Annotated in this window: 27 protein-coding genes and 1 pseudogene; 11 read left to right on the forward strand and 17 right to left on the reverse strand. The window is 71.2% G+C overall.

Going from position 1 to position 26,352, the window contains the following annotated elements; genetic code table 11:
- Nucleotides 1-7: 7 nt before the first annotated feature.
- The gene (locus EOT10_RS03130; protein ID WP_127826455.1) at nt 8-277 is read right to left on the reverse strand and encodes a hypothetical protein; all 270 of its coding nucleotides are present in this window, start codon (nt 275-277) and stop codon (nt 8-10) included.
- Between the two features lie 145 nt (nt 278-422).
- A complete protein-coding gene (locus EOT10_RS03135) occupies nt 423-755 on the reverse strand; it encodes a DUF6233 domain-containing protein (RefSeq protein ID WP_127826456.1) in 333 nt (110 codons plus the stop codon).
- Nucleotides 756-1,015: 260 nt separating this feature from the next.
- Between EOT10_RS03135 and EOT10_RS03140 the strand changes: the two genes are divergently transcribed.
- Nucleotides 1,016-1,504 carry a hypothetical protein gene (locus tag EOT10_RS03140; protein WP_127826457.1) on the forward strand — a complete coding sequence of 163 codons (489 nt, stop codon included), beginning with the start codon at nt 1,016-1,018 and terminating at the stop codon, nt 1,502-1,504.
- A gap of 545 nt (nt 1,505-2,049) precedes the next feature.
- Here the strand turns inward: EOT10_RS03140 and EOT10_RS03145 are convergent.
- The 4 genes from EOT10_RS03145 to EOT10_RS41655 all read right to left on the reverse strand — a co-directional run bounded on the left by EOT10_RS03145 (nt 2,050) and on the right by EOT10_RS41655 (nt 3,731).
- A complete protein-coding gene (locus EOT10_RS03145) occupies nt 2,050-2,658 on the reverse strand; it encodes a DUF11 domain-containing protein (protein ID WP_189491018.1) in 609 nt (202 codons plus the stop codon).
- Nucleotides 2,659-3,028: 370 nt separating this feature from the next.
- Entirely contained in the window at nt 3,029-3,235 is a 207-nt protein-coding gene (locus EOT10_RS03150) for a hypothetical protein (protein ID WP_127826459.1), read from the reverse strand.
- 9 nt (nt 3,236-3,244) lie between these two features.
- Nucleotides 3,245-3,424 (reverse strand): hypothetical protein, encoded by a 180-nt coding sequence (locus EOT10_RS03155; protein WP_127826460.1) that lies wholly within the window; start codon nt 3,422-3,424, stop codon nt 3,245-3,247.
- A gap of 64 nt (nt 3,425-3,488) precedes the next feature.
- Nucleotides 3,489-3,731 (reverse strand): GntR family transcriptional regulator, encoded by a 243-nt coding sequence (locus EOT10_RS41655; protein WP_223280725.1) that lies wholly within the window; start codon nt 3,729-3,731, stop codon nt 3,489-3,491.
- 139 nt (nt 3,732-3,870) lie between these two features.
- On the opposite strand from EOT10_RS41655, the gene EOT10_RS03165 reads away from it, so the two are divergent.
- Complete coding sequence (locus EOT10_RS03165; RefSeq protein WP_127826462.1) at nt 3,871-4,062, forward strand: hypothetical protein; 192 nt, start codon at nt 3,871-3,873, stop codon at nt 4,060-4,062.
- Nucleotides 4,059-4,232, forward strand: a complete 174-nt coding sequence (locus EOT10_RS41055) for a hypothetical protein (protein WP_189491021.1) — start codon at nt 4,059-4,061, stop codon at nt 4,230-4,232. Before EOT10_RS03165 ends, EOT10_RS41055 begins: the two co-directional genes overlap by 4 nt.
- Nucleotides 4,233-4,507: 275 nt before the next feature.
- Here the strand turns inward: EOT10_RS41055 and EOT10_RS03170 are convergent, their stop codons facing one another.
- Nucleotides 4,508-4,744 carry a helix-turn-helix domain-containing protein gene (locus EOT10_RS03170; RefSeq protein WP_127826463.1) on the reverse strand — a complete coding sequence of 79 codons (237 nt, stop codon included), beginning with the start codon at nt 4,742-4,744 and terminating at the stop codon, nt 4,508-4,510.
- Between the two features lie 282 nt (nt 4,745-5,026).
- Here EOT10_RS03170 and EOT10_RS41060 point away from each other — a divergent pair, with 282 nt between their 5' ends.
- A complete protein-coding gene (locus tag EOT10_RS41060) occupies nt 5,027-5,260 on the forward strand; it encodes a hypothetical protein (protein WP_189491025.1) in 234 nt (77 codons plus the stop codon).
- Nucleotides 5,261-5,664: 404 nt separating this feature from the next.
- On the opposite strand, the gene EOT10_RS03180 is transcribed toward EOT10_RS41060, so the two are convergent.
- Nucleotides 5,665-6,513: a hypothetical protein gene (locus EOT10_RS03180; RefSeq protein ID WP_223280726.1), complete on the reverse strand. Its 849-nt coding sequence runs from the start codon at nt 6,511-6,513 to the stop codon at nt 5,665-5,667.
- 55 nt (nt 6,514-6,568) lie between these two features.
- Here EOT10_RS03180 and EOT10_RS03185 point away from each other — a divergent pair, with 55 nt between their 5' ends.
- The 3 genes from EOT10_RS03185 to EOT10_RS03195 all read left to right on the forward strand — a co-directional run bounded on the left by EOT10_RS03185 (nt 6,569) and on the right by EOT10_RS03195 (nt 11,113).
- Entirely contained in the window at nt 6,569-7,900 is a 1,332-nt protein-coding gene (locus tag EOT10_RS03185; protein ID WP_127826465.1) for a 6-phospho-beta-glucosidase, read from the forward strand.
- Nucleotides 7,901-8,033: 133 nt separating this feature from the next.
- Nucleotides 8,034-10,091 carry a phosphocholine-specific phospholipase C gene (locus EOT10_RS03190; RefSeq protein ID WP_127826466.1) on the forward strand — a complete coding sequence of 686 codons (2,058 nt, stop codon included), beginning with the start codon at nt 8,034-8,036 and terminating at the stop codon, nt 10,089-10,091.
- Nucleotides 10,092-10,201: 110 nt separating this feature from the next.
- Nucleotides 10,202-11,113 (forward strand): LURP-one-related family protein, encoded by a 912-nt coding sequence (locus tag EOT10_RS03195; RefSeq protein WP_127826467.1) that lies wholly within the window; start codon nt 10,202-10,204, stop codon nt 11,111-11,113.
- A 69-nt stretch (nt 11,114-11,182) separates the two neighbouring features.
- Here EOT10_RS03195 and EOT10_RS03200 read toward each other — a convergent pair whose 3' ends face one another.
- On the reverse strand, nt 11,183-12,199 hold the full coding sequence (locus tag EOT10_RS03200; protein WP_223280727.1) for a DMT family transporter: 1,017 nt from the start codon (nt 12,197-12,199) through the stop codon (nt 11,183-11,185).
- Nucleotides 12,196-13,227 carry a phosphatase PAP2 family protein gene (locus EOT10_RS03205; RefSeq protein WP_127826468.1) on the reverse strand — a complete coding sequence of 344 codons (1,032 nt, stop codon included), beginning with the start codon at nt 13,225-13,227 and terminating at the stop codon, nt 12,196-12,198. The genes EOT10_RS03200 and EOT10_RS03205 overlap by 4 nt, the downstream gene beginning before the upstream one ends.
- A gap of 181 nt (nt 13,228-13,408) precedes the next feature.
- Here EOT10_RS03205 and EOT10_RS03210 point away from each other — a divergent pair, with 181 nt between their 5' ends.
- Complete coding sequence (locus tag EOT10_RS03210) at nt 13,409-14,029, forward strand: TetR/AcrR family transcriptional regulator (protein WP_127826469.1); 621 nt, start codon at nt 13,409-13,411, stop codon at nt 14,027-14,029.
- Nucleotides 14,030-14,244: 215 nt separating this feature from the next.
- On the opposite strand, the gene EOT10_RS03215 is transcribed toward EOT10_RS03210, so the two are convergent.
- Nucleotides 14,245-15,309 carry a DUF2510 domain-containing protein gene (locus EOT10_RS03215; RefSeq protein ID WP_127826470.1) on the reverse strand — a complete coding sequence of 355 codons (1,065 nt, stop codon included), beginning with the start codon at nt 15,307-15,309 and terminating at the stop codon, nt 14,245-14,247.
- Nucleotides 15,310-15,483: 174 nt separating this feature from the next.
- Between EOT10_RS03215 and EOT10_RS03220 the strand changes: the two are divergent.
- Nucleotides 15,484-18,151 (forward strand): annotated as a pseudogene (locus tag EOT10_RS03220) (ATP-binding protein).
- 249 nt (nt 18,152-18,400) lie between these two features.
- Here the strand turns inward: EOT10_RS03220 and pcaDC are convergent.
- Genes pcaDC through pcaH form a run of 4 tightly spaced genes read right to left on the reverse strand, consistent with a single transcriptional unit; the run spans nt 18,401 to nt 22,264 of the window.
- Entirely contained in the window at nt 18,401-19,582 is a 1,182-nt protein-coding gene (gene pcaDC, locus EOT10_RS03225) for a bifunctional 3-oxoadipate enol-lactonase/4-carboxymuconolactone decarboxylase PcaDC (protein ID WP_223280728.1), read from the reverse strand.
- On the reverse strand, nt 19,579-20,922 hold the full coding sequence (gene pcaB / locus EOT10_RS03230) for a 3-carboxy-cis,cis-muconate cycloisomerase (RefSeq protein WP_127826471.1): 1,344 nt from the start codon (nt 20,920-20,922) through the stop codon (nt 19,579-19,581). Before pcaB ends, pcaDC begins: the two co-directional genes overlap by 4 nt.
- Nucleotides 20,919-21,497, reverse strand: coding sequence for a protocatechuate 3,4-dioxygenase subunit alpha (gene pcaG, locus EOT10_RS03235; RefSeq protein ID WP_127826472.1), 579 nt, complete (start codon nt 21,495-21,497; stop codon nt 20,919-20,921). Before pcaG ends, pcaB begins: the two co-directional genes overlap by 4 nt.
- Nucleotides 21,494-22,264: a protocatechuate 3,4-dioxygenase subunit beta gene (pcaH, locus tag EOT10_RS03240; RefSeq protein WP_127826473.1), complete on the reverse strand. Its 771-nt coding sequence runs from the start codon at nt 22,262-22,264 to the stop codon at nt 21,494-21,496. The genes pcaG and pcaH overlap by 4 nt, the downstream gene beginning before the upstream one ends.
- Nucleotides 22,265-22,567: 303 nt before the next feature.
- Here pcaH and EOT10_RS03245 point away from each other — a divergent pair, with 303 nt between their 5' ends.
- Nucleotides 22,568-23,065, forward strand: coding sequence for a MarR family winged helix-turn-helix transcriptional regulator (locus EOT10_RS03245; RefSeq protein WP_127826474.1), 498 nt, complete (start codon nt 22,568-22,570; stop codon nt 23,063-23,065).
- 40 nt (nt 23,066-23,105) lie between these two features.
- Here the strand turns inward: EOT10_RS03245 and EOT10_RS03250 are convergent, their stop codons facing one another.
- Together EOT10_RS03250 and EOT10_RS03255 are read right to left on the reverse strand one after the other, a co-directional pair.
- Complete coding sequence (locus tag EOT10_RS03250; protein ID WP_431313247.1) at nt 23,106-24,068, reverse strand: DUF3048 domain-containing protein; 963 nt, start codon at nt 24,066-24,068, stop codon at nt 23,106-23,108.
- A gap of 82 nt (nt 24,069-24,150) precedes the next feature.
- Nucleotides 24,151-25,212 (reverse strand): ATP-dependent DNA ligase, encoded by a 1,062-nt coding sequence (locus tag EOT10_RS03255; RefSeq protein ID WP_127826742.1) that lies wholly within the window; start codon nt 25,210-25,212, stop codon nt 24,151-24,153.
- Between the two features lie 98 nt (nt 25,213-25,310).
- Between EOT10_RS03255 and ligD the strand changes: the two genes are divergently transcribed.
- Nucleotides 25,311-26,324, forward strand: coding sequence for a non-homologous end-joining DNA ligase (gene ligD / locus EOT10_RS03260; protein WP_127826475.1), 1,014 nt, complete (start codon nt 25,311-25,313; stop codon nt 26,322-26,324).
- Nucleotides 26,325-26,352: the final 28 nt, after the last annotated feature.

Here is a 26,352-nt window from a genome sequence, read left to right on the forward strand (position 1 = left end):
ATCATGCCTAGACAGCGTCGTCCTCCGCCCGCACCCAGGCCAACTGCTCGTCGCTCAGCGGGGGGTCGAACCCTTCTGGGAACATCAGCATGAGTGGTTGCGGCCACATGTTCTCGGGCCCGTGCTCTTGGCAGTCCAGGGCGATGAGATGTGGCCCTTCCTCGCAGGACTCGTGCCGGTAGGGGCCGTCATGGGCCTGGCAGAAGTACCCGAACCTAGAGCAGCCGTCCTCATCGCTCGGCTCGTAGAAGCCGGGATCACGGACAATCTGGGTCACCGGCTCCTGCCGATTGAACCGGGGGATCGGCCGGGGGTCACGCCACAGCAGTCGGGGAGGGAGCATGCGCTCATCCTGCACCGAGGCCGTCCCCTTCCTCGCGGGCATCTTCATCTGGGCCGCATGGTGATCCGAAAGAGACGGCCTAGTCGAGCACGCCGAGCTCGGTGTCCGGCCGGCAGTGCGGGCAGGCGTCGACGCCTTCGGTCACGGCCCGCAGTGCCTGATCCCGCGCGACACCGCGCGAGCGCTTGCCTGCCATGTGGCAGCCGCCGACGTGGACGTACACGGGGTCGCGTCCGCCGAGGCCCATCTCGATGAGCCAGTCCGGGGCCGGCGGCCTGTGCTCCTGCCCGTACCGTTCCTCGGCCTCGCGTCGTTCTGTGTCTGCGATCGTCCGTCGGACGCGTTCCAGGGACATGGCGAGCCAGGTCTCCAGGGTGCGGAGACGCGGCAGGTCAGGCGGCAGATCGGACACATGTTCGATACTATGACCACTCGCCGACCGCGGCACGCAGGGGGCGACCAGAACGGAGGGATCATGCAGATCAACGACATGCTGCGTGCAACGTGTCGTGCCGGACGGTTCACAAGGCTGTGGACTCGGCCTGGTCGGCAGCTGGCACCGTCACCCTTCTGCCCGGTCTGGTGCGACAGCTGTTCGCCTGTCTGGGCAGCCTGGTCTTCCCTGGCGGGATGGGGGTGGACACGCGGTCCCGCTTCACGATAGGAGCACCCATGCGCGGTCACCTCACTCGCGCCACCGCCAAGCTCTTCCTCCTCGTGGCTCTTCTGGGCCTGGTCACTCCCACGGCTACCGCCGCGGCCCAGCCCGCGCAAGTCGCCCGCACACGCACCGTCGTGCTGGCGTTGAACGGCACGTTCAGCGCTCCCGCCGAGGAGCCGATCCACATCACCGGGAGAATCCGCGTCACGGCCGTCAGCCAGGGCACGCCGGGCGGCGGCGGCACCCTCCGCGTGATCAGCAGTCTGGACAACACCACCGGTATCGGCCAGATCAGCGGCCGCACCTACCGCTTCGTCGGCGCCGACGTCACCACCCGCGCTCTTCCGAGCGACCCCATCACGCCGGTGATCATCAGACCCAGGTTCCTCAGGATCTTGCCGGGGGACCCGATTCTCCCGACGGACCCCATCAGGGTCGCCGTGAAGGTCGCGGGGGACGGTGCCATCAGCAGCATCAGCGCGGACATCGGCCCAACCTGACGGCTAGGAGCCAAACCGCACAGGCCGACGGCCCGGCATCGCGCGCGGAGCGCGGTGCCGGGCCGTCGGGGCTCCCCACTCATCCGTGATGGCCGAGGCTGGGATGCCCATCGGCGCCCTACAACTCGGCGTCCGTCATGGGGTGACTACGCCCCGATGACGGACGTTCAGCGACGGCTGCCGACATGGCAGTGCCGTCACTTCCTGCGAACATTGGCGAGCCTGCCGATCGTCGACTGCTGCTGAAATCAGTGGACAAACGCTGTTGCTGAAAGTGAACGAAGCCAACGGCAGCATCTCCGGCGCCCGCATCACGCCAGCAGAGCTGGGGGCGGGTGAGACGTGGATCGAACTGAGGGCGTGGCCGGACGTAAAGGCGTGAGCAGGCCGCCTCTGCGGATCAGGGGCTTGCCGCCGTCTAGCCCCCACAGGCCGATGCCCATCGCGGTACGGGGCGATAAGGCATGGCTGTGGATCAGTGCCCGTTCGTTGCGGCCCCAGCGATGGCTCAGCTCGCGTCACGCTGGGGCCTGGAAGCCGAGGGCTCAGGGCGCGTTCAGCCCGAAGTTCTGACTGCTGTTGTTGCTCGCACCAGGGCTGTCGATGTTGTGGTTGATGCTGATGTTGTTGAACATCGGGATGACGCCGCTGAGGTTGATCGGCAGGATCGACCCCGAACCGCCCCCGTTCCCGCCGTTGCCGTTACCGCATTCGCCGCCGGTGACCGTGGTGACGTCGCTGTCCGTTTCGTCAGGGAGGAAGGGCGGTGGCTGATCGCCATCCTCACCCACTGTGACCCTGTTGGTGGTGCTGCAGGGAGCGTCCGCGGCAACGTTGACCGTCAGGAGGATCGTCGAAGTCTGACCAGCCCCCAAGGCGTCGGCGCTGCATGTCAGCACGCTTCCGCTGCCCACGACGTCGCAATGGAACGGGGCTCCGGCCTGCACGCTGGCACCTCTGAGTCCTAGCGGAAGCTCGTCGGTGACGTGGATGCGGCGGGTGGATTCCGAGCCCGGGTTGCTGACGGTGATGCGATAGACGCCCTGCCCGCCTCGGGCGAAGTCACCCTGATGCGTCTTCGTGATCCTCAGTTGCGCCTGGGCGTAAGCGGGTGTCACGCCTGCCGCGAACGGCAGCGCGACGCCCAGCGCCACCACCGTACCTAGGGCGGACATCCGCCGCCTCAACCCGTGCATTGTCATTGCAGGTCGCTCCTGTCCACGAGGGTCCTTTGCAATCGAACCTCCCGAGCGATCGCGGGAGCCGATCGCGGGAAATGTATCGACCAGAAGCGCCCCATTTGTCAGCATGTGGAATCGAAATGCCGACTTCACTCGATCGCCAGCAACAAGACGGACGCCACAGGCGCGCCCGAGTCGGAGACCCTGACCCTCACTGCGCGACGCGGCACGACGGGCCGGCGTCGACGGAGTCCTCCTCGCCGCCTCGTTCGTCGAGCGAACCTCAGGCGGGGCATGGACCGAGCTGAAGGCGTGGCCCGACGGTGCGGCGTAGCGATCCCTGTCAGGCCGCTACGACCTCGGGGTGGCGCACGACGCGCTTCAGCTGCATCTCGACGTCGAGGCGCGACAGCTCGGACTCCGCGGCGAACGCCGTGACCCCCTCGTGCACGGCGAGCGCCGTCGGTACGGTCAGTGCGCCGGCCTGGATCTCTTCCCAGGCGGAACGTTCCAGCGCGATGAGATCGTCGGGGAATTCGATAGCTGCCACGCCCAGATTTTATGCGGCTTCGACGATGCCTTCGCGCACGGCCGCGGCCCACTCGGCGACCAGCTGCTCGTAGCGGATCCGGGTGTCGCCATACAGCCAGCCGCCGCACGCCTCGACGAGCGCGCGGATCTCCTCATTCACCGCAGCGGCAGGCCGCGCGGGACCCGGGGCCGGGGGAGTGGGAGGCATGGATCAAGCTTAGGTGTCAGGTCTGACACACGGCCTAGCGATCAGCGGGATCGGCATAGTCCGATCAGTCGGTGGAGCGGTCCTCGACGAACGTCCCGAGCCCGATTTCCGCGCGCACCAGACCCTCGCTCTTCAGGTGCCCAAGCACCTTCTGTGCGGTCGATGCCGCCACCTCGAACTCGGCTGACAGCTCGACTACCGAGGGGACCCGCGATCCAGCCGGGTAGGTGCCGTCCTTGATGCGTTCCACGACGACCGCCGCGATCTGCTTCCAGATCGGCCGCGTCCGGTCAAGATCAATGCTCACATAGTTGACGCTAGGTACCTGTAGTAGACCGCGCGACCGCAGTACAGTGCGGTAGACCGCAGTAGACCTGCGGCAAATTGAACCCCCGCAGCCGCTGTCGACGGCTCGGGGGCGTGGACGACACCTGTGGAGCGCCGCCATGGAACAGCCTACGGATCCGCCCGCCGCCAACGAAGAGCCCGAGCCTGAACTCGTGTGCCCCTGCGGCGACCTCGGCCACACCCCGGTGCGGGTCGGCCTGACGTTCTCCTCGAGCGGCCCTGAGCGAGGGCTGTACGACTGCCCGCAGGCTGCACCCATCCACCGGTACGGCCTGGGGCCCGTCTCATGACCGGCGACTCCAGCCCCATCGCGGCGGTCATCGCCTCCATGGCGGCCCGCCGGCAGCGCGCCTACGCCGACCTCATCGACCACACCGCCGACTGTGGCGCCTGCAATCGGCAGCCGCTGTGCACCGAGGGTCGCCGCCTGTGGAACATCTGGAAGGGGCGCGACCAGTGATCTGCGCGCGATGCGACCAAGTCATCAAGCCTGGCGAAGAGTTCGACACCATCACGGTCCACTCGGCCTCGGCCGCCGGCTCGACCATGCACCGGCATTACGTCTGCCCGCCCAAGCCGCGGGACTGAACTCCCGCCCGCGCCTGGTTATGGCGGGCCAGGGGCGGGCGGGTTCCACTTCGCACGGGGCGTAAACGGAGTGCAGCGATCGCTGCACCATGCACGGTCCCCGGGGCGCCCTATTGGTGGCAGTGTCAGTACCTGCCATTGGCGCGCTCAGCGCAGGAGGTCGGTGATGTGCACGCCGAGGACGTGGGCGATGCGTAGCAGCGTCGAGATCCTGGCGTCGCGGGCGCCGGCTTCGACGTCCTGATAGGTCGTCCGGGCGACGTGGGCGGCGAGGAACACCTGCTCCTGCGTGAGGTTGAGGTCCAGGCGGACGGCGCGGATGCGGTCGCCGAGGAGGCGTCGCTGCTCGAGCAGCCAGTCGTCGTCCTCGGGCAGGTGGTGCACTCGACAAACGCTCTGGCCTGCATGATCATAAGTCAGCCTGGTATTTCGGGCATTATTTGATCTTGGTTTAGGCCCCGAGCGCCGGGCAGAGTGGCCCAGGCTGCATGGGTCACTCGCCTTGCGGTGCTGGCATATGCCGCAGGGCTACAGGTATTGTCGTGAATTCGAACGCACGTTCCCCCAAACGGGTGAACATCCACTGGCCTGCGGTTCTCGTCGGACAGGGAGGGAATCATGCGCGTCGCCCCACAAGCCACATGGCCAACCCACAGGAGACGGGACATGGACAGCGAAGAGATCCTCGCCCTCTACGACTGGGACACGGGGGTCTGCTTCAGGCATCCAGGCGAGAACCCAGACACCACCGCAGTCAAAAGCCTCCAGCCAGCATCCGCCCCCGCCGAAGAGATACGCGCCTGCCGCAACTGCGTCCTCGCCATGGAAGCCGCCCGCCGCGCCGCAGCCGAAGGGGCGGGAATCCCCTACGTGCCGGGCCGCGCCGGTGATGCCTTGTAGTGCCTGTTCGCGCTGCTCATAGCGCCACTTGAGACCTCTCCTCTGGGGGGAATCTGGGGAGTGGAGCCCCCGTGGGGAGGGTCTGGGGAGAGCCAGGGTCATGGACTCAAAGGAAGTGGCGGGAACTCAAAGGAACTGAAAGGCAGCAGGTCAGAGCAGATTTCGCGAGATCTGTGAAACCGCCGTCCAGGTCAGCGCAAGGCCGTCTACCAGTACCAGTCGTACCACTCGACGGCGTTGCCGACGGAGGCGGCGAGCAGTTGGCGGAGTGGACGCCGGGGAGTGACGGGTGAGGACGTGACCGTGCGTTCTGTCATGATCGCGACCATCCCCCGAACCCCGCCGTCCCACACCTCAGGTCCTCCGGTCCTCCGGTCCTCAGGCCCTGTGGTGCGAGAGCGCCGTCAGCCCTTGCGGTACGAGAGCACCGCCGTCGTCACCAGGCACGGTGAGGGCGGCACCATCTCCACGCGCAGCGTGCCGCGCGCGGCGTCGTAGTCGATGCCCTCGGCCTCGAACGTGCCCGAGCAGATGCTGCGTTGCGGAATCGCGAACACGCTCGTGACGTGCCCGGCGACCGGCGTGCCGTCCAGCGGGCGGTCCAGGGTGACCTCCAGGACCTGCTTCGTCGAGCTGTCGGACGAGCACAGCAGATGCGTGGCGTCGGTGAAGTCGCAGCCCTGGATGTTGTCGACCGGCTTGTCGAGACTGATCTGTCCGGCCTGGGGGAGGTTCGCGCCGGGGGCGGGCGCGGACGGGTTGAGCACGGGTGCCGGGAAGACCTGCAGCCGGCTTCTGGTGCCCCATTCGCCGGACACCAGCCACTGCCCGTCGGGCGACACGGACGCGAACGAGTTGTTCAGCAACTCGCCCTGATCCAAGGTGTGTTCGTACGTGGTGCGCTTCCCGTCGGGGCCCGTCACCGCGAACATCTTCTTCGTCGTCCCGTCGCCGCCCTGGTACGCGTCGAACGTGTACCCATGGGCCACGTCCGGGTCACCTATGTGCTCCCAGCCGGCCGTGCGCAGATCGAGTGGGACCGAGGCGAGACCCCGGTACACCAGCGAGCCGTCGGCGCGACTGCCCAGGCCCTGGCTGCCGGTGAGCGAGCTCACCCGCGCCGTGCCGGTCTCGGTCCAGGCGGGCGCGGCCGTCGCCGTGCCCGCGCCGAGCGCGAGGGCGCCGAGGGCCGTGGTCAGGGTGAGGAGCCGGCGTCCGGTCCGTCTCGTCCGTCGTTGCGTGGGGGGTTTCATGGGGCCTCCGCCCGTCGTGGATCGGTCGCGGACCAGGCTGCCCTACGATCGGCGCATGAGGCTGACGATTCTCGGCGGTGGCGGATTTCGAGTGCCCCTGGTGTACGGGGCGTTGCTCGGCGACCACGCCGAGGGGCGGGTCACCGAGGTCACGCTGCACGACGTCGACGCCGGCCGGCTGCGCGCCGTCACCGGCGTACTGACGGAACAGGCCAAGGACGTCCCCGACGCCCCCGCCGTGCACGCCACCACCGAACTCGACGAGGCGCTGCGCGGCGCCGACTTCGTGTTCTCCGCGATCCGCGTCGGCGGCCTCGCGGGCCGCGCCGCCGACGAGCGGGTGGCGCTCGCCGAGGGCGTGCTCGGCCAGGAGACGGTCGGCGCGGGCGGCATCGCGTACGGCCTTCGGACCGTCCCCGTCGCCGTCGACATCGCACGCCGCGTCAGGGAGCTCGCGCCCGACGCCTGGGTCATCAACTTCACCAACCCGGCCGGCCTGGTCACCGAGGCCATGTCGCGGCACCTCGGCGACCGCGTCATCGGCATCTGCGACTCGCCTGTCGGACTCGGCCGCCGCGTCGCGCGCGTCCTGGGCGCCGACCCGGGCGAGGCCTGGATCGACTACGTCGGACTCAACCACCTCGGCTGGCTCCGCGGGCTCGAGGTGAACGGCCGGGACGAACTCCCGCGTCTGCTCGCCGACGAGAAGCTGCTCGGCTCCTTCGAGGAGGGGCGCCTCTTCGGCACCGACTGGCTCAGGTCGCTCGGCGCGATCCCGAACGAGTACCTGCACTACTACTACTTCAACCGCGAGGCCGTCCGCGCCTACCGCGAGGCCGAGCGCACTCGCGGCGCGTTCCTCCTCGACCAGCAGGCGAGCTTCTACGCCGAGCCGTCGTACGCCAGTTGGGACCGCACGCGCGCCGAGCGCGAGGCGACGTACATGGCGCACAACCGGGAAGCGTCCGGTGCCGGTGAGCGTGACGCCGCCGACCTGGAGGAGTCGGGCGGCTACGAGAAGGTGGCGCTCGCCCTGATGCGCGCCATCGCCCGCGACGAGCGCGCGACGCTGATCCTTAACGTGCGGGGGCGCGGCGCCCTGACCTGCCTCGACGACGACGCCGTGGTCGAGATCCCCTGCCTCGTCGACGCGAACGGCGCGCACCCGGTGCGCGTGGCCCCGCTGCCCGGACACGCCATGGGCCTCGTCTCCTCGGTCAAGGCCGTCGAGCGTGAGGTGCTCACCGCGGCCGAGGGCGGCTCGCGCTCCTCGGCCGTCAAGGCGTTCGCCCTGCACCCCCTCGTCGACTCCGTGACCGTGGCCCGCCGCCTCCTCGACGGGTACACGGCTGCACATCCCCAACTCGCCTACCTGGCCCGTAAGTAGCAGACAGGTGGGTGTTACTGACGAGGGGCATGAACTTTGCCGTACTTATCAGTAACCACTCTTCCCTCCACGGGGACCTCTTGGAACACTCTGTTCGCTTCTGTTTCCCCACACACCAAGAGGCCCCAGACCCATGCCCGAACTCAATCGGCGGCGTTTCCTGCAGGTAGCGGGCGCGACCGCGGGCTTCACCGCCCTGTCGAACAGCATCGACCGCGCCGCGGCCATCCCGGCCGCCCGCGTCTCTGGCACCGTCCAGGACATCGAGCACATCGTCGTCCTGATGCAGGAGAACCGGTCCTTCGACCACTACTTCGGCACGATGAACGGCGTGCGCGGCTTCGGCGACCCGCGCCCGGTGACGCTGCCCAGCGGCAAGTCCGTGTGGCACCAGTCGAACGGCTTCACCGAGGTCCCGCCCTACCACCCGGACGCCGCGGACCTCGGCATGCAGTTCATCGCGGGCCTCGACCACGACTGGGCCGGCGGGCACAGCGCGTTCAACAAGGGCAAGTACGACAACTGGCTCGCCGCCAAGGGCAACGGCACCATGGCGTACCTGACGCGCCAGGACATCCCGTTCCACTACGCGCTCGCCGACAAGTTCACGGTGTGCGACGACTACCACTGCTCGTTCCTCGGGGCCACCGACCCCAACCGCTACTACATGCTGACGGGCCACGTCGGCAACGACGGCTCCGGCGGCGGCCCCGTCCTCGGCAACCAGGAGGCCGGCTACGGCTGGACCACGTACGCCGAGCGCCTGGAGCAGGCCGGGGTCTCGTGGAAGGTCTACCAGGACATCGGCGACGGCCTCGACGCCGCCGGCGGCTGGGGCTGGATCAACGACGCCTACCGCGGCAACTACGGCGACAACTCGCTCCTCTACTTCAACACCTACCGCAACGCCAAGCCCGGCGACCCCCTCTACGACAAGGCCCGCACCGGCACGAACGCCAAGAACGGCGACGGCTACTTCGACGTCCTCAAGGCCGACGTCAAGGCCGGGACACTCCCCAAGATCTCCTGGATCGCGGCGCCCGAGGCGTTCTCCGAGCACCCCAACTGGCCCGCCAACTACGGCGCCTGGTACATCTCGCAGGTCCTCGACGCGCTCACCTCCAACCCGGACGTGTGGAGCAAGACCGCGCTGTTCATCACGTACGACGAGAACGACGGCTACTTCGACCACGTCGTGCCGCCCTACGTCCCGGCCTCCGCGAGTCAGGGCCTGTCCACCGTGGACACCACCCTCGACTACTTCCAGGGCAACATCAGCTACGCGGCGGGTCCTTACGGCCTCGGCCAGCGCGTCCCCATGCTCGTCGTCTCGCCCTGGTCCACCGGCGGCTACGTCTGTTCCGAGACCCTGGACCACACCTCGATCCTGCGGTTCATGGAGAAGCGCTTCGGCGTCAAGGAGACCAACATCTCGCCGTGGCGCCGGGCCATCTGCGGCGACCTGTCCTCCGCGTTCGACTTCTCCCTCACGGACCCCGCCCCGGCACAACTGCCCAGCACCGCGGCCTACGTCCCGCCGGACCACGACCGGCACGCAAGCTACGTGCCCAAGCCGCCCGCCAACCCGGTCCTGCCCCGGCAGGAATCCGGCTCCCGGCCCACGCGCCCCCTGCCCTACGCGCCGTACGTCGACGGGGCGTCCTCGCCGTCGACCGGCAAGTTCACGCTCACGTTCAGCGGCGGCCCCTCGGCGGGCGCGGCCTTCCAGGTCAGGTCGCAGAACCGCACGGACGGCCCCTGGACGTACTCCACCGAGGCCGGGAAGTCGATCGCGGACACCTGGAACTCCTTCTATTCCGGCGGGAAGTACGACCTCACGGTCCACGGCCCGAACGGCTTCCTGCGCGCCTTCAAGGGCGACAACAAGGTCTCCGAGCCGGAGCTCACCGCCCGCCACGACGCGACCACGGGCAACCTCACCCTCACGTTCAAGAACTACGCCGCCGCCGACGTCCACCTCACCGTCACCAACGCCTACGGCGGACAGCCGCAGACGTACACGGTGAAGGCCGGTGCCACCGTCACGCAGACCGTGGACCTGCGCGGCACCCGGCGCTGGTACGACGTGACGGTCACCGCCGACACCGACCCGACGTACCTGCGCCGCCTCGCCGGCCACGTCGAGAACGGCCAGGCGGGCGTGAGCGACCCGGGGATCCTCACCGCCTGATCCCCCACCGATGGTGCGCCGCCGCCCGGTTCGTCCGGGTCCGGGTGGCGGCGTACGTCACATCTGTCCGGGCTGGTTCCGTTCAGGGGGTGGCGCGATAGTGTGCCCCGGTGACGACGCATTCGAACACCCCTGCAGCCTGGTACCCGGACCCGCAGGGCGCGCCCCAGACCCTCCGGTGGTGGGACGGTTCCCAGTGGACCGAGCACACCAGCCCCGCACCGCAGGGCGGACAGGTCCCGCAGCAGCAGGCGCAGCAGCCCGCACACCAGGCGGCCCAGGGCCAGTTCGGGCAGCCTCAGCAGGCCGCACCCCAGCAGTTCGCGCCCCAGCAGGCCGCCCCGCAGCACTACGCCGACCCGGCCAAGGTGCAGCGTCAGGTGCAGCAGCAGGCCGGGGTCGCACCCACCGCGCAGGGTGGCGGAAGCCTCTTCACCGAGCCGGTTCTGGTGGTGAATCAGAAGGCCAAGCTGATCGAGCTGACGAACGAGTACACCGTCATGGATCAGAACGGTAACCAGATCGGCTCCGTCGTCGAGGTCGGGCAGAGCACGCTCAAGAAGGTCGCGCGGTTCGTCTCCAGCCTCGACCAGTTTATGACGCACAAGCTGGAGATCCGTGACGCGTACGGGCAGCCGCAGCTCGTCATGACGCGGCCCGCGAAGTTCATGAAGTCGCGCGTCGTCGTGGAGCGCCCGGACGGCTCGCCGGTCGGCGAGATCGTCCAGCAGAACATGATCGGCAAGATCAACTTCGCGATGAACGTGAACGGTCAGCAGATCGGCGCGATCAAGGCCGAGAACTGGCGGGCCTGGAACTTCGCGATCGTCGACCACGCGGACAACGAGGTCGCCCGCATCACGAAGACGTGGGAGGGACTCGCCAAGACGATGTTCACGACCGCGGACAACTACGTCCTGCAGATCCACTACCAGCTGCCCGAGCCGCTCCTGAGCCTGGTCGTGGCGACCGCCCTCACCGTGGACACGGCCCTCAAGCAGGACGCGCGCGGCTTCGGCTGACCGGCCCTCCCCGGCCAGGCCCTGACCAGGCCGTGATCTGTCCCTGATCTGTCCCTGATCTGTCCCTGATCAGGACGCCCGGAGCGCCGCCGGGGCGGTCTCGGGCTGCGTCGGGATCGACGGAAGCACCACGATCACGCCCGGCAGGACGGACATCGCCGGCAGTTCGCCGCCGGGAACGGCGGGGAGCTCGGCGACAGGTGCCCTGGCCGTGATCGCGGCCCGGACCGGCGGCGGGGTCCGGTCCGTCCCCGGCTCGTCCTGCGGCGACGTACGGGTGAGCAGCAGGACACCGCGGGCCGCGAGGGTCGCCCCGGCCGCCGCGAGCAGGATCCCGGTGACGCCTCCCTGCAGCCGCTCGCCGAGCAGCGTCACGCCGATGATCGCGGCGGCCACCGGGTTGGACAGCGTGACCATCGCGAGCGGCGCCCCGAGGCCGCCGCGGTACGCGGTCTGCGACAGCAGCAGGCCACCCGCGGCGAACGCCGCGACGAGCAGCGCCACGACGACGACCTTGACGCCGAGCAGCGGTCCCGTGCGGTCGGTGACGGCGACGGTCACGGTCTGGGTGAGCGCCGACGCGACGCCCGAGGCGACACCGGAGGCCGTCGCGTGCCGCAGTCCGGGCTTGGCGCCGCGCCGCGACAGGATCCCGATCAGGGCGGCCGTCGCACCGGCGATGCCGACCGCCTCGGTCAGACTGAGGGTGTCGTCGGGGGCGGGGCCCGAGGCCGTGAGCAGGAGCGCGCCGAGCCCGACGAGGGTCAGCGCGGTGCCGCGCCATTCGACGGCGGTGACGCGGCGCCCGGCCATGCGCGCCCCGAGCGGCACGGCCGCGACCAGCGTCAGCGCGCCGAGCGGCTGCACGAGCGTGAGCGGGCCGTATTTGAGGGCCGCCACGTGGAGGAGCGCGGCGGACGCGTTGAGCAGGACGGAACCCCACCAGGCGCCGGTGCCGAGCAGGCGCAGGAGGCTCGCGTCCGCGTGCGCGGTGCGGGCGGCGAGCCGTTCCTGGGCGACGGCGGCGGCCGCGTAGGCGACGGCCGAGACGAGGGAGAGGCCGACGGCGAGGAGTGTGGCGTTCACCGGTGTGCTCCTGTCGCCGCGAGAACCGTACCCGCCGGGCCCGCGGCCGGCGGTGCGTCGACGGCCGACGCGGAGCCCCTGGTCACCGAGACCGGGATGCGCGCGAGGACCTCGGACGCGGAGAGGGAACCGCCGCGAGGGTATGCCGGGGCCCACGGGGCGGGTGTCGCCGCCCCCATGCTCTCCGCCGTCACCGTGCGCGGGGCCGCGGCGCGCTGGGCGGGGAGCGGATGACGGCCGACGGAGTGGCCGGGCGCCGGGGCGGGAGCGGGCAGCCGGATCACCGCCAGCGCGATGCCGAGGAGGGCGGTCGCGACGATCGCGTCCAGCCAGTAGTGGTTCGCCGTTCCGATGACGACGAGGAGGGTCAGCAGGGGGTGCAGGAGCCACAGCCACCGCCACCGCGAGCGGGTCGCCGCGATCAGGCCGACGGCCACCATGAGGGCCCAGCCGAAGTGCAGTGAGGGCATCGCCGCGAACTGGTTCGCCATCGAGTCCGTCTGCGGTGTCGCCCCGTAGACGCTCGGTCCGTACACCTGCCCGGTGTCCACGAGGTGGGCCGCGTCCAGCATGCGCGGCGGGGCCAGCGGGAACGTGAGATGCAGCGCCAGGGCCGCCGCGGTGAGCGCGGCCAGTACCCGGCGCGTCCATATGTAGTGCCGTGGCCGGCGCAGATGCAGCCAGACGAGAAAGGCGACCGTCGCCGGGAAGTGCACCGTCGCGTAGTAGGTGTTCGCGAGGTGGACGAAGGTGTCGCTGTGCAGCAGCGCGTGCTGCACGGCTGCCTCGCCCGGCAGGTGGACGGCGCGTTCGAGGTCCCACACGCGGTGCGCGTTGTCGAACGCCTCGCCGGTGTGGCCGTTGGCCAGTTGCCTGCCGGACTTGTACACGAGGAACAGTCCGACGACCAGCAGGAGCTCCCGGACCAGGGGCGGGCGGGCGACGGCGTCCGGCTCGTGGCCGACGGCGTCCGTCTCGCGGCCGGCTGTGTCCGGCTCCGGTTCGGCAGGCTCGGTAAGGGAATTCATCCCCCGGCCCCTTTTCATGACGACTGGGTGGTGCGGTGATGCGGAGGTGAGCACGGGGTGAACCGGACTCATCGAAACGCCAGTGTACCGATACGCTGGTGTATCGAAACGCCAGTGTACCGAAACGCTCGCGTACCGGTACACTGGTGTATCGACAGCGAGGATCGCGAGGAGAAGAGCCATGACGTCCCAGGAGTCGGCAGGCACATCAGTGACCACCACGCGCCGCTCCAAGATCACTCCGGAGCGCGAGCAGGAGTTCTTCGGCGCGGTCCTCGACCAGCTCCGCGAGTACGGCTACGAGGCGCTCACCATGGAGGGCGTCGCCGCCAAGGCCTGCTGCAGCAAGTCCACGCTCTACCGGCAGTGGAAGACGAAGCCGCAGCTCGTGGCCGCCGCCGTGCGGTCGGGGCGCTGCGTGAAGTTCTCGGGCGTCGACACGGGCAGCCTCGCCGGCGACCTGCGCTCGGCCGCCCGCGCGGCGGCACAGCAGGCGGGCAATGACACCCAGCTCGTGCAGGCCCTCGGCCACGCGGTCCTCAGCGACGAGGAGCTGCGGGCGGCGCTGCGCGAGGCGCTCATCGAGCCCGAGCTCGCCGCGCTCGGCGCGATGGTCGACCGGGCCGTGGCCCGCGGCGAGATCGCGGCGGACCATCCGGCGCTCGAGTTCCTGGCCGCCCAGCTGCTCGGGGTGCTGCGCATCCGCCCGGTCCTCGAAAGCCGGTACGCGGACGCGGCCTACCTCACCCGCTTCGTCGACGCCGTGGTGCTTCCCGCACTCGGCCTGGGCGAAGCCACCTGAACGGGAGACCGCCGTCTGTCGGGATGACCGGACGGCGGTCTGCCCGCGCCGCACCGTGGGGACGGGCGCGGCGCGCACCCCCGGGCCGGGCCGGGTTCCTCCTTTGAGCGGAGAGGAACCCGCCCGGCCCCTGGGCTGTGCGGGACCGGACCGGCCTCTGGGCTTGGAGGGGGCCGGACTGCCCCTACGGCGTTCTGCCCTTACATGTTCTGTTCCTACACGTTCTGCCCGTTGCCGCCGCCCTCCGCGATCGCGGACTTCTTGATGCCGGCGGCGATCTCGTCCATCGTCTTCACGTCGGGTGCCTGGTCGTTCACGTCGATGCCGAAGCGGACGACGATCAGGGACTTGGAGTCGGCCGGCGAGGGGAAGACCAGCGACTCGACGTACCCGTCGTCGCCCTTGGCCGTGACGACCTTCCAGCGCACCAGATAGCCCTGCCGGCCGGCAACGGTGACGGCCTCGGAGGCCAGCTCCTTGTGCGAGGTGATCTTTCCGTAGATCGTGCCGCCGTAGGACTGCTGCGCGTTCTGGGAGATGTCCTCCTTGGCCGCGGCCTCCGCGCCGGTCGCCTTCAGCTTCAGCGCCTCGGCCGACGCCGAGAACGCGCCGCCGCGCACACACTGCTGCTTCGGGTCGCCGGGGCAGGTGTACGGCCCGGTCGTCACGCCGGCGTTGCCGCCCTTCGTCGTGCCGCCGGTCCAGCCGTCGAGCACGGGCAGCGACACCCCGTTGACGAGGTCGGCGGCGAAACCGCCACCGGACCCCGGTCCTTGCGGAGCGCCGCTCCCACCACCGGAACCGCCCGGGCCGCCGGACCCGCCGCTGCCACCGCTGCCGCCCGGACCGTCGCCGGGTCCCTGCGGAAGTCCCGGAGAACCGGAGGGGCTTGATGACCTGTCAGCCCGGTCGCCCTTGCCGCCACCGCCTCCGGACGTCAGCGCGTACACCCCGCCGACGATGCCGCCGAGCACCACCACGGCGACACCGGCGGCGATGGCTATCTTCACGCCGCGTCGCGACCTCGGCTCCGGGTAGGCGGGGTAGCCGGGATATCCCGGGTAGCCGGCCTGCCCCGGAGCCTGCGGGATCTGGGGATAGCCGTACGCCTGCGGAGGGGCGCCGGGAGCGGCCGCCTGCGGGTACGCGGGTGCGGCGCCGGCCCCGGCGGCACGGGTCTGGTCCGTCCACACACTGCCGTCCCACCAGCGTTCGGTGCGGGGGCCTTGGGGCTGCTGGCCGGGATCGGGGTACCAGCCGGGGGGAGTCACCTGGGTCATGGGCGCCACAGTATGAGGCGTGCGTGAAAGAGGCATGAGAGGGGGCCCGTCCGCTTCCGGAAGGGCACCTTTCCACTTATGGCGAAGACCTGCACCGACCCCCACCCACAACCCCTCGCCTACGGCTACTCTCGACATCTGTACGTCGATCGAGCGACCTGGGGAGGGTGCGGGATGACGCAGGGCCGGCCTGAAGGAGCCGCCTCGGCGCCGCTGTGGGAGAGGGACACGGAGATCGCGGTCGTCGCGCGGGCCCTCGGTGAACTCTGCGCGGACGCCGCGTCGTCGGGCAGCCTCGTCGTGTTCAGCGGCGAGGCGGGCATCGGCAAGACCGCACTCCTCGAAGAGGTGCGCCGCATCGCGGCGGGAAGGGCCACGGTGTGGTCCGCCCGCGGCGGCGAGACCGTCACCTCCGTCCCCTTCAACGTCGTACGCCAGCTGCTCCAGCCCGCGCTCCTCGCGCTCTCGCAGGAGGAGGCCCGCGAGTACTTCGGCGACTGGTACGACATCGCGGGCCCCGCCCTCGGGATAGCCGAACCGACCGGCCGCCAGGCCGACCCGCAGGGTGTGCGCGACGGACTCGTCGTCGCGGTGTCACGCCTCGCCCGGCTGCACTGGCCGCTCGTCCTGCTCATCGACGACGCGCAGTGGGCCGACGAGGAGACCCTGCACTGGCTCGCCGCGTTCGCCGAACGCCTCGACGACCTGCCCGTCCTCGTCGTGGTCGCCCACCGGGAGGGCGAGGCCACCGCCGCCTCCACCGGACACCTCGAAGCCGTCGGCGCCGCCGCCCGGCCCCGGACCACCCTGCACGCCCTCACCCCGGACGCCACCGCGGGCCTCACCCGCGGCGCCCTGGGCGCGCACGCCGACGCCCCCTTCTGCCGCGAGGTCTGGGCCGTCACCGGCGGCAACCCGTACGAGACGGTCGAGCTCCTCGCCAAGGTCCAGGACAGCGCGTTCGAACCGACGGAGGCCTCGGCCGGCGAACTGCGCGCCCTGAACAAGTCGGCCCGTGGGCGCGGCCTCGTCGACCGCCTCGAAGGCCTCGGCACCGACGCCACCCGTTTCGCCTGGGCCGCCGCCATCCTCGGTACCCGCATCGAACCCGAACTCGCGGCACGGCTCGCGGGCATGACCGCCGGCGAGGCCCACCGCTGCGCCGAGCGGCTGCGCGGCGCCCGCATCCTCACCGACGCGGATTACGCAGGGCACGCCGAGGCGCTGGAGTTCGTGCACCCGCTGATCGCCAGCGCCGTGTACCGCTCCATCCCGGCGGCCACCCGCACCGCCATGCACGGCCAGGCCGCCTGGGCCGTCACGGCCTCGGGCCACGGCGCCGCGGCCGCCTCCCGGCACCTCCTCCAGGTCCACCCCGACGACGACCCCGAGCTCGTCGAGCAGCTGCGCGTGGCCGCCGGCGAACACCTCGCGGTCGGCGCGCCCGAAGCCGCCCGCCGCTGCCTGGAACGCGCCCTCCAGGAACCGCCGTTGCCCGATGTGCGGCCCCACCTCCTCCACGAGCTCGGCCGCGCCACCCTCCTCACCTCGCCGGCCGTCACCATCGGCTATCTGCGCCAGGCCCTCGACACCGAACCGGGGCTCGACAGCGACACACGCGTGGACGCCGTGTGCCGCCTGTCCCAGGCCCTCGTCCACAACGACCAGTTGGAGGAGGCGCTGCGGGCCATCGACACCGAGGCCGCGCGCCTCGACGCGGGTCCCGGCCGCCTGCGCCTGCAGGCCATGCGCTACATGTGGGAGGGCATCCACGCGGGCGAGGAGGACTCCCCGGGCCGCTCCCGCAGCCTCGCCGCGCTCGCGGGTTCCCTCACCGGGCGAGACAACTCCGAGCGGGTCCTGCTCATCCTGCGCGCCTTCGACGCCATGACCCGCGGCGAGAACGCGGAGGAAATCGTCGAACTCTGCGACCGCGCCCTCGTCAACGAACGCCTCGCGCCGGGCCTCGGCTGGACCGACCCCGAGTGGGGCTTCGAACTCCTCGCCATGCTCGGCAGCGCCTACCTGTTCGCCGACCGGCTCGACCGCGCGGAGAGCCTGTTCACCGAGGCGGTACGCGCCTACGAGACCGCCGGCTGGAGCGGCGGCCACCTCGCGCTCGCGCACGCCTTCGTCGGGTACGTCCACCGCAGGCGCGGCCGGCTCACCGACGCCGAGGCCGTCCTGCGCGAGAGCCTGCGCATCGCCGACCGCGTCGGCCGCGGCCTGCCCATGCACTGGGACGCCGCGTGCATGCTCATCGACACCCTGGTGGCCCGCGGCCGGACCGACGAAGCCATGGAGATCGCGGACCGCTACTCCTTCGCCCCGCCCTACCCGTCCACGATCGTCCTGCCCGACGTGCACTCGGTCCGCGGCCGCCTGCTGATCGCCGCGGGCCGCTCCGAAGAGGGCGTCAACGAGCTGGAGGCGGCGGCCAAAGCGGCGACCGCCCGCGGCGGACACAACACGATCATGGCGCCCTGGGCCTGTGACCTGGCCCGCGCCCTCGCCATCGACGACCCGAGGCGCGCCAGGCAGCTCGCCATCGACGCCCGGCTCCAGGCCGAGCGCTTCGGCACGGACACGGCGATCGGCGAGGCCCTGCGCTGCGAGGCCGCCCTGGAGACCGGCCAGCGCTCCCTGATACGCCAAGTCGGTCACGTACCTCGAAGCGTCCCCGTGTGCGTACGAACACGCGGTGGCCCGCGTCGAGTACGGCATCGCGGCTCGTTCCGTCGCGGAGCTCAACCGTGGTTACACGCTGGCCAAGTCGTGTGGCGCCGACGGTCTGGCCGCTCGTGCCCGCGAGGTCCTGGACACGGGCCGCGGCCTGCGCTGACCGACACCTCCCGGCGAACAGCGCACACGCGGTGGCCCGCGTCGAGTACGGCATTGCGGCTCGTTCCGTCGCGGAGCTCAATCGCGGTTACACGCTGGCCAAGTCGTGTGGCGCCGACGGTCTGGCCGCTCGTGCCCGCGAGGTCCTCGACACGGGTCGCGGCCTGCGCTGACCGGCGTCGCCCGGCGTGCACCGATCGCCCGCCACCCGCTGTCCGGGCGGTGACGGGCGATCGGTGAGTATGGGGGCTCAGGCGCCGGCCGGGGCGTCTCCGGTCTCCTCGGCGAGGACCCGCTGCGCCACCGCGAACGCCGAATTGGCCGCGGGGACACCGCAGTACACCGCGGTCTGCAGAAGCACGGCGCCGATCTCCTCGGGCGTCAGGCCGTTGCGCAGGGCGGCGCGCACATGCATCGCCAGCTCGTCGTAGTGGCCGTGGGCCACAAGTGCCGTCATCGTGATCATGGAGCGTTCGCGGCGGGCGAGGGTCGGGTCGGTCCAGATCTCGCCCCATGCGTAGCGCGAGATGAAGTCCTGGAAGCGCGCCGTGAACGGGCTCTGCCGGGCCTGCGCGCGGTCCACGTGCGCGTCGCCGAGCACCTGCCTGCGCACCTCCATACCCCGCTTGGCACCCCCGGTGAGCTGGGCGCGCAGCGCCGTGAGCACCGCTTCGGGGCACTGGGCGGGGGCCAGATGGGAGGCGCCCGCGATCTCGACGAGCGAGGAGCCGGGCACCGCGTCGGCGATCTCCCGCAGATGCGCGGGCGGCGTCGCCGGGTCCTCGCGGCCCGCGATCAGCAGCGTGGGAACGGTGATCGAGGGCAGGTCCTCGCGGATGTCGAACGCGGCGATCGCGTCGCAGCAGGCCGCGTACGCGTCGGGGTCGGTCGTGCGGTGGTCCTCGACGAGGGCGGGCACGGTGAACCCGGGGGTGAACCAGCGCTGGTCGGCCGTCGCGGCGACCGGTCCGAGCCCTTCGCGGCGCACCAGCGCGGCGCGTTCCTCCCAGGGCTTCGAGCCGCCGAAGTGCGCCGACGAACAGATCACCGCGAGGCTCGTGACCCGCTCCGGGTGGTGGACGGCGAGGTGCAGGCCCACCGCGCCGCCGAGCGAGACACCCGCGTACGCGAAGCGCTCGATGCCGAGGGAGTCGGCGAGCGCGAGGACGAGGGCGGCCAGGTCGGCGACCGTCGCGCCGGGGCCGATCAGGTCGTCCGGGGAGCGGCCGTGGCCCGGCAGGTCCCAGCGCACGACCCGGTGGGAGATGGAGAGTTCGGGCGCGACCGCGTCCCACAGGGTGGTGGAGGTGCCGAGCGAGGGGCCGAGGAGAAGCGGGGGAGCGGACGCGGGGCCCTCGGCGCGGTGATACAGCAGATTGCCGGGGTTGCCGGGGTTGCCGGGGTTGCCGTGGTCGGTGGGTGCAGTGGTCAACGTCGCTCCAGGGCACGGTCGGTGAGGGCTCCGGCGGAGCCGGTGTAACGGGCGGGGTCGGTGAGGTCGTCGAGGTCGACGTCCTTGAGGCCGGGCTCGTCGGCAAGGACCTCGGCCAGCGTCCGGCCCTCCGCGCGCACGCGGCCCGCCGCCTCGGTGAGCAGGGACTTCGCCCGGGCGCGCCCGAGCACGGGGGCCAGCTCGGCGGCCAGGCGCTCCGAGACGATCAGCCCATGGGTGGTGAAGAGGTGGTCACGCATCACGTCCGCGTGCACCCGAAGCCCCTCGGCGAGTTCGGCGGCGTCGCGTGCCGCGCCGCCCGCGAGGCGCAGCAGGTCGCGCAGTGGCTCCCACTCCGCGTGCCACGCGCCGGCGGGGCGCTCGTCCTCGGCCGCCATCGACGCGTACAGCGTCGCCGCGAGCCCGGGGGCGCGGCGCGCGGCGGCCGCGACGAGCGTCGCCCTGACCGGGTTCGCCTTGTGCGGCATCGCGGACGAGCCGCCGCCCGAACCCTCCGACAGCTCGCCGATCTCCGTGCGCGACAGGGTGAGCACGTCGGCCGCCGTCTTGCCGAGCGCGCCCGCCGTGAAGGCGAGGGCGCCCGCGAGGTCGCCGACCGGGGTGCGCAGGGTGTGCCACGGCAACCCCGGTGCCACTAGCGCGAGTTCGGTCGCGTACGCCTCGGTCAGCTCGGCGGCACTCGTGGCCCCGAACACCCCGAACGCCGCCAACGTGCCCGCCGCGCCGCCCAGTTGGACGGGCAGCGAGTCCCGTACGGTGCGCAGCCGGTCGCGTGCGTCGAGCACGAGGGAGCGCCAGCCCGCCGCCTTCAGTCCGAACGTCGTCGGCACGGCGTGCTGCGTGAGCGTGCGGCCCGGCATGACGGTGTCGCGGTGCGCGGCGGCCAGCCGCCCGAGCGCGCGCTCCGTGCGGGCCAGGTCGCCGAGGATCCCGTCCAGGGTCCGGGCCGCGACCAGCATGAGCGCCGTGTCCAGGATGTCCTGGCTGGTGGCGCCCCGGTGGACGTACGGCGCGTGGTCCCCGGGGACGGCCGCCGTGAGGTCGGCGACCAGAGGGATCACCGGGTTGCCCCCCGAACGCGCGCGCAGCGCCAGGTCACGGACGTCGAAGCGCCCGACGTCCGACGCGGCCCGCGTCACGGCGTCCGCCGCGTCGGACGGGGCCAGGCCCAGGGCGGCCTGCGCCCGGGTGAGCGCCGCCTCCGCGTCGAGCAGGCCCCGCAGGACCGCCGCGTCCGAGGTGGCCGACTCGGCGGGGGAACCGGCCCGCCCGGGGGCGAGCAGGCCGGCGTCCGGATCGGCGTCAGGGCCGTATGTCACTGGAACTCCAGGAAGACCGTTTCGCCTTCGCCCTGAAGGCGGATGTCGAAACGGTACGTGCGGTGCGCGCCTTCCTGCGGCTCCGCGAGCAGCGTCGCGCGCCGCTCGGCCGGCAGGGAGTCGAGCAGCGGGTCCGCGCCGTCGGCGAGGTACGCGCGCGTGAAGAGGTGGTGCAGCAGCCCGCGCGCGAACACGCACACGCTGACGTACGGCAGACCGGCGTTGCCCGGCGGCAGCGTGAAGAGCGCGAAGTGCCCGTCGGCGTCCGTGGCGACGCGGCCGAACCCGGTGAAGTCGGTGCCGTTGCGGCCGAGGTGTCCGCCGGTCGTGGTGTCCCGGCGCAGCGAGCCGGGCGCCCCTGCGAGCGACCCGTCGGGGCCCGCCTGCCAGAACTCCAGGATCGCGTCCGGCACCGGTTCGCCCTGGCCGTCGAGCACGTAGCCGTGCAGGGCGATCTGGTCGGGGTGCCCCTTGGGCGCCACCTGCTCGCCCTCGGGGAAGGGCAGGGCGTAGCCGTAGAACGGGCCGACGGTGTGCGACGGGGTGGGGAGCAGCTTCTCGGGCACGGAGGTCATCGGCCTTCCTCGATCCAGGTGGCGGAGGGACCGTCGAGGACGATGTCCCACTCGTAGCCGAGGGAGAACTCGGGCTGTGAAAGGTCGTGGTTGTAGGCCGCGACCAGACGCTCGCGCGCCGACTCGTCCGTCACCGACCGCAGGATCGGGTCGTAGCGGAACAGCGGGTCGTTCGGGAAGTACATCTGCGTCACGAGCCGCTGCGTGAACGCGTCCCCGAACAGGGAGAAGTGGATGTGCGCGGGGCGCCACGCGTTGGTGTGGTTGCGCCACGGGTACGCGCCCGGCTTGATCGTGGTGAAGGAGTACCTGCCCTGATCGTCCGTCAGAGTTCGTCCCACACCGGTGAAGTTGGGGTCGAGCGGCGCGGGGTGCTGGTCGCGCAGATGCGCGTAGCGGCCCGACGCGTTCGCCTGCCAGATCTCGACGAGCTGACCGCGCACGGGGCGGCCGTTGCTGTCGAGGAGGCGCCCGGAGACGGTGATGCGCTCACCGAGCGGCTCGCCCTGGTGCTGGCGCGTGAGGTCCTGGTCGATCTCGGTGATGTCCGTGGCGCCGAAGACGGGCCCGGACAGCTCGACGGTCTCGGGGTCGCCGCCGTTCACGGCGACGAGCGGCTGTTTCGGGTGGCGCAGGAGCGAGCTGCGGTACGGCGCGTAGTCGCGCGGCGGGTGGTGCCGGGCGGGAGCGCCGCCCGCCTGCGACTTGTCGTGCGCGTTCTGGAGGTCCGCGATCTCGACGTCGATGTCCGACTGGGTGAGTGCCATGGTGGGTTTCCTGAGTCCTCGGGGGTGGCCGGTCGCGAGGGCGCCGCCGCGCGGGTCCCGGGCCGGCCTCTCCACGTGCATCGACACGTGCATCGACCGAAAATACTCAGCGCACTGAGCATTTTTTCGAACGGAGGTCAGGTTGCCACCGTCGGCACCAGCCGTCAATCCCCCTCGACAGGAGCGGCCGGATGGCGGAGTATTGCTCAGTGCACACTCAAAAACGTGCAGGACATCGTTCATGAAGTCGTTGTTCATGAAGTCGTTCCTGGCATCGTTCATGACTCAGACCGGAGGTCCGCGATGGCCGCGGTGGATCTGACCACCCACCCGGGGCACCTCGCCCGGCGTCTGCAGCAGGCGCACTACCTGCTGTGGAACACGATGGTCTCCGAGGAGATCACCTCCCCGCAGTTCGCCGTCATGAACGCGCTCGTCGCCGAGCCCGGCCTCGATCAGCGCACCGTGGGCGAGCGGGTCGGCCTCGACCGCTCGACCATCGCCGAGGTCATCAGCCGGCTCAGCCGCCGCGGACTGATCGACAAGGTGCGCGACCCGCAGGACGGCCGCCGGTCCCTGCTGCGCCTGACGGACGAGGGGGCGCGCGTCCACCGCAAGCTGAGCGTGCGTACGGCCCGGATGAACCGGATATTCCTCGCGCCGCTGTCCGCCGACGAGCAGGCCGTCTTCTTCGACCTGATCCAGCGGGTGTCGGACGCGGCGGAGGGTCTCCGCAACCCGACGGAGCCCCCGACGGAGCCCCTGACGGAGCCCCCGACGGAGCCGCTGACGAAGGCCTGACCGGCTCGCCGGCCCCTTCGGCCCCGTCGCCTCCGCCGCCTCAGCGTCCCGCGAAGACCACCCACACCTGCCCGCGCGCGAACGTCATCGGCCTGCCGCCGTCCGCCGTGGTGAACCGCGTGCTGTCCGTCGCCGAGGGCCGCCGCCACCGGACGTCGTAGGCCCGGCCGTCCCGCAGGACCGTCGCCCTGCCCGAACCCACCGTCTCCGAGAACGGTGACGTGTTGCCCCACCGGTCGTGGAACCGCGAGTCACGGACGTCGACGTACTGGACGACGACGGTCGCCGGGGCCAGCGTCTTCCCGTCGGCGGTGCGGGCCCGCGCTCCGTCCATCGACACCTGCCAACTTCCGTTCCGCGCCGACCAGTCGAAGGTGAAGCGCGCCGCCGGGAAGCGCACCGTGAGCCTGCTCTTCGCCTGGCCGCCGGCCGGGGCCGCCCCGAACGTGACCCCGGCCGCCGTCAGCGCGCTCGCCCTGGGTGTCACGCCGAGCCTGGCCGGCCGCAGATAGAGGTTGTGCGGCGCCGGTTTGTCGCTGCCCCGGAAGTACGCGGAGGCCGGGGCCTTGCCGGGCGGGCGCGCCAGGAGCGGGGCCCCGGCGATCAATGGCTGCAATTTGGACTGCGCACCGGAGTAGGCCAGTGCGGGGTGGTCGAACTGCCGCAGCAGCTCCAGATCGGTCTCGCGCGCGCTGCGCACCGGCCCCACCACGGGCGGGAGCCGGGTCGCGTACACGGCCATCAGGCGGCTCAGACCGCTCTCCACCTGCTCCGCGTAGATGATGTCCGCCCGGTCGATGCCGGTCTGCGGGCGCGCCGCGCCCACGTTGTCGATCTTCACCGCGAGGACGGGGCCGCGGGCCGCCTTGGAGGGGGGTGGTGCCGAGCCGGGGTCCGGCGGGTGCCCGCCGCCCGTCGTGCAGCCGGCGGCCGTCGCCGCCAGGACCGCCGCGACGACCGCGGCCCGCCTGGCACGCGTCGTCCGCGCGCGTCGTATGCCCACCCCGGGGTGATACCCGTCCGGCGGCGGACCGATCAGCTCCGGTCGAACGCGTTCGAAAAAAGGTGGAGGCGGGTGGAGCGCCCTACCCCAGCACGTCGGCCAGGTCGTACCGCACCGGCTCCTCCAGCTGCGCGTACGTGCAGCTCTCGGGGGTCCTGTCCGGGCGCCAGCGGCGGAAGCGGGCCGTGTGGCGGAAGCGGGCGCCGTTCTCCATGTGCTCGTAGGCCACCTCGGCGACGAGCCGTGGCTCCAACGGCACCCACGACAGGTCCTTCTTGCCCGTCCAGCGGCTCGTCGCCCCGGGCAGCCGGGCCTTCTCGTGCGCCGACTCGTCCGTCCACGCGGCCCAGGGGTGGTCCTCGGCCGACTTGAGGCGCAGCGGCTCCAGCTCGGCGATCAGTTCCGTACGCCGCTTCATCGTGAACGCCGCGCACACCCCGACGTGCTGGAGCACGCCCGCGTCGTCGTACAGGCCGAGCAGCAGGGAGCCGACCACCGGGCCGCTCTTGTGGAAGCGGTAGCCGGCGACGACGCAGTCCGCCGTGCGCTCGTGCTTGATCTTGAACATCAGGCGCTCGTTCTCGCGGTAGCGCAGGTCGAAGGGTTTCGCGATCACCCCGTCGAGCCCGGCGCCCTCGTACTGCTCGAACCAGGTCTGCGCCAGTTCCGCGTCCGTCGTCGAGGGGGCCAGGTGCACGGGTGGCGTCGCGCCGGACAGCGCCTCGGCGAGGCGGGCCCGGCGGTCCGTCATCGGCGCGTTCATCAGCGACTCGTCGCCGAGGGCCAGCACGTCGAACGCCACGAACGACGCCGGGGTCCGCTCCGCCAGCGTCCTGACCCGGGAGGCCGCCGGGTGGATGCGTTCCGTGAGGGCGTCGAAGTCGAGCCGGCCCTCGCGGGCGATCACGATCTCGCCGTCGAGGACGCAGCGCTCCGGCAGCCGTTCGAGTAGGGCGGCGACCAGCTCGGGAAAATAGCGGGTCAGGGGCTTGCCCGTGCGGCTGCCGATCTCCAGGTCGGAGCCGTCCCGGAACACGATCGCGCGGAAGCCGTCCCACTTCGCCTCGTACTGCATGCCGGGCGGGATCTTCGCGACGGACTTGGCGAGCATCGGCTTCACGGGCGGCATCACCGGCAGATCCATGACCATGAGCCGATTCTGACCCGATACCTCGCTACTCGCCCGATGCGACCAGATTCGCCCGGTATGCATGGTGTGCGAAGTACGCCTACCGTGGCCGCATGGGCGAAGCGGTGGAACTGGAGGCGGGCGGCCGCACCGTCCGGCTGTCCAGCCCGGACAAGATGTTCTTCCCGGAGCGCGGTTTCACCAAGCTGGACCTCGCCCGGTACTACATCGCGGTCGGCCCCGGCATCCTGCGCGCCCTGCGCGACCGGCCCACCACCCTGGAGCGCTACCCGGACGGTGTGACCGGCGAGAACTTCTTCCAGAAGCGGGCGCCCAAGAACATGCCGGACTGGATCCCGACCGCCCACATCACCTTCCCCAGCGGCCGCAGCGCCGACGAGATGTGCCCCACCGAGGAGGCCGCGGTCCTGTGGGCCGCGCAGTACGGCACGCTCACCTTCCACCCCTGGCCGGTGCGCCGCGACGACGTCGACCGCCCCGACGAACTCCGCATCGACCTCGACCCGCAGCCCGGCACCGACTACGACGACGCCGTCCGCGCCGCCCACGAACTGCGCGCCGTCCTCGACGAGTTCGGCGGGCTCAGAGGCTTCCCCAAGACCTCCGGCGGACGCGGCCTGCACGTCTTCGTGCCGATCGAGCCCCGGTGGACCTTCACCCAGGTGCGGCGCGCGGCCATCGCGGTGGGCCGCGAGCTGGAGCGCCGGATGCCGGACCAGGTGACCATCAAGTGGTGGAAGGAGGAGCGGGGCGAGCGCATCTTCGTGGACTACAACCAGACGGCGAGGGACCGCACCATCGCCTCCGCCTATTCCGTGCGCCCCCGCCCGAACGCTCCGGTCTCGGCGCCCCTGACCTGGGAGGAGGTGGGGACCGCCCACCCCCGGGACTTCGACATCGGAACCATGCCCCCGCGCTTCGCCGAACTCGGCGACGTGCACGCGGACATGGACGACCACCGCTTCTCGCTGGAGGCCCTGCTCGAACTGGCCCGCCGCGACGAGCACGACCACGGACTCGGCGACCTGCCCTACCCGCCCGAGTACCCGAAGATGCCGGGCGAGCCCAAGCGGGTACAGCCGAGCCGGGCCAGACACGCGGACTGACCCGGCTCAACTCACCTACAGGCAGAGC

The sequence above is a fragment of the Streptomyces antnestii genome, from assembly GCF_004005495.1.
GTDB lineage: Bacteria > Actinomycetota > Actinomycetes > Streptomycetales > Streptomycetaceae > Streptomyces > Streptomyces antnestii.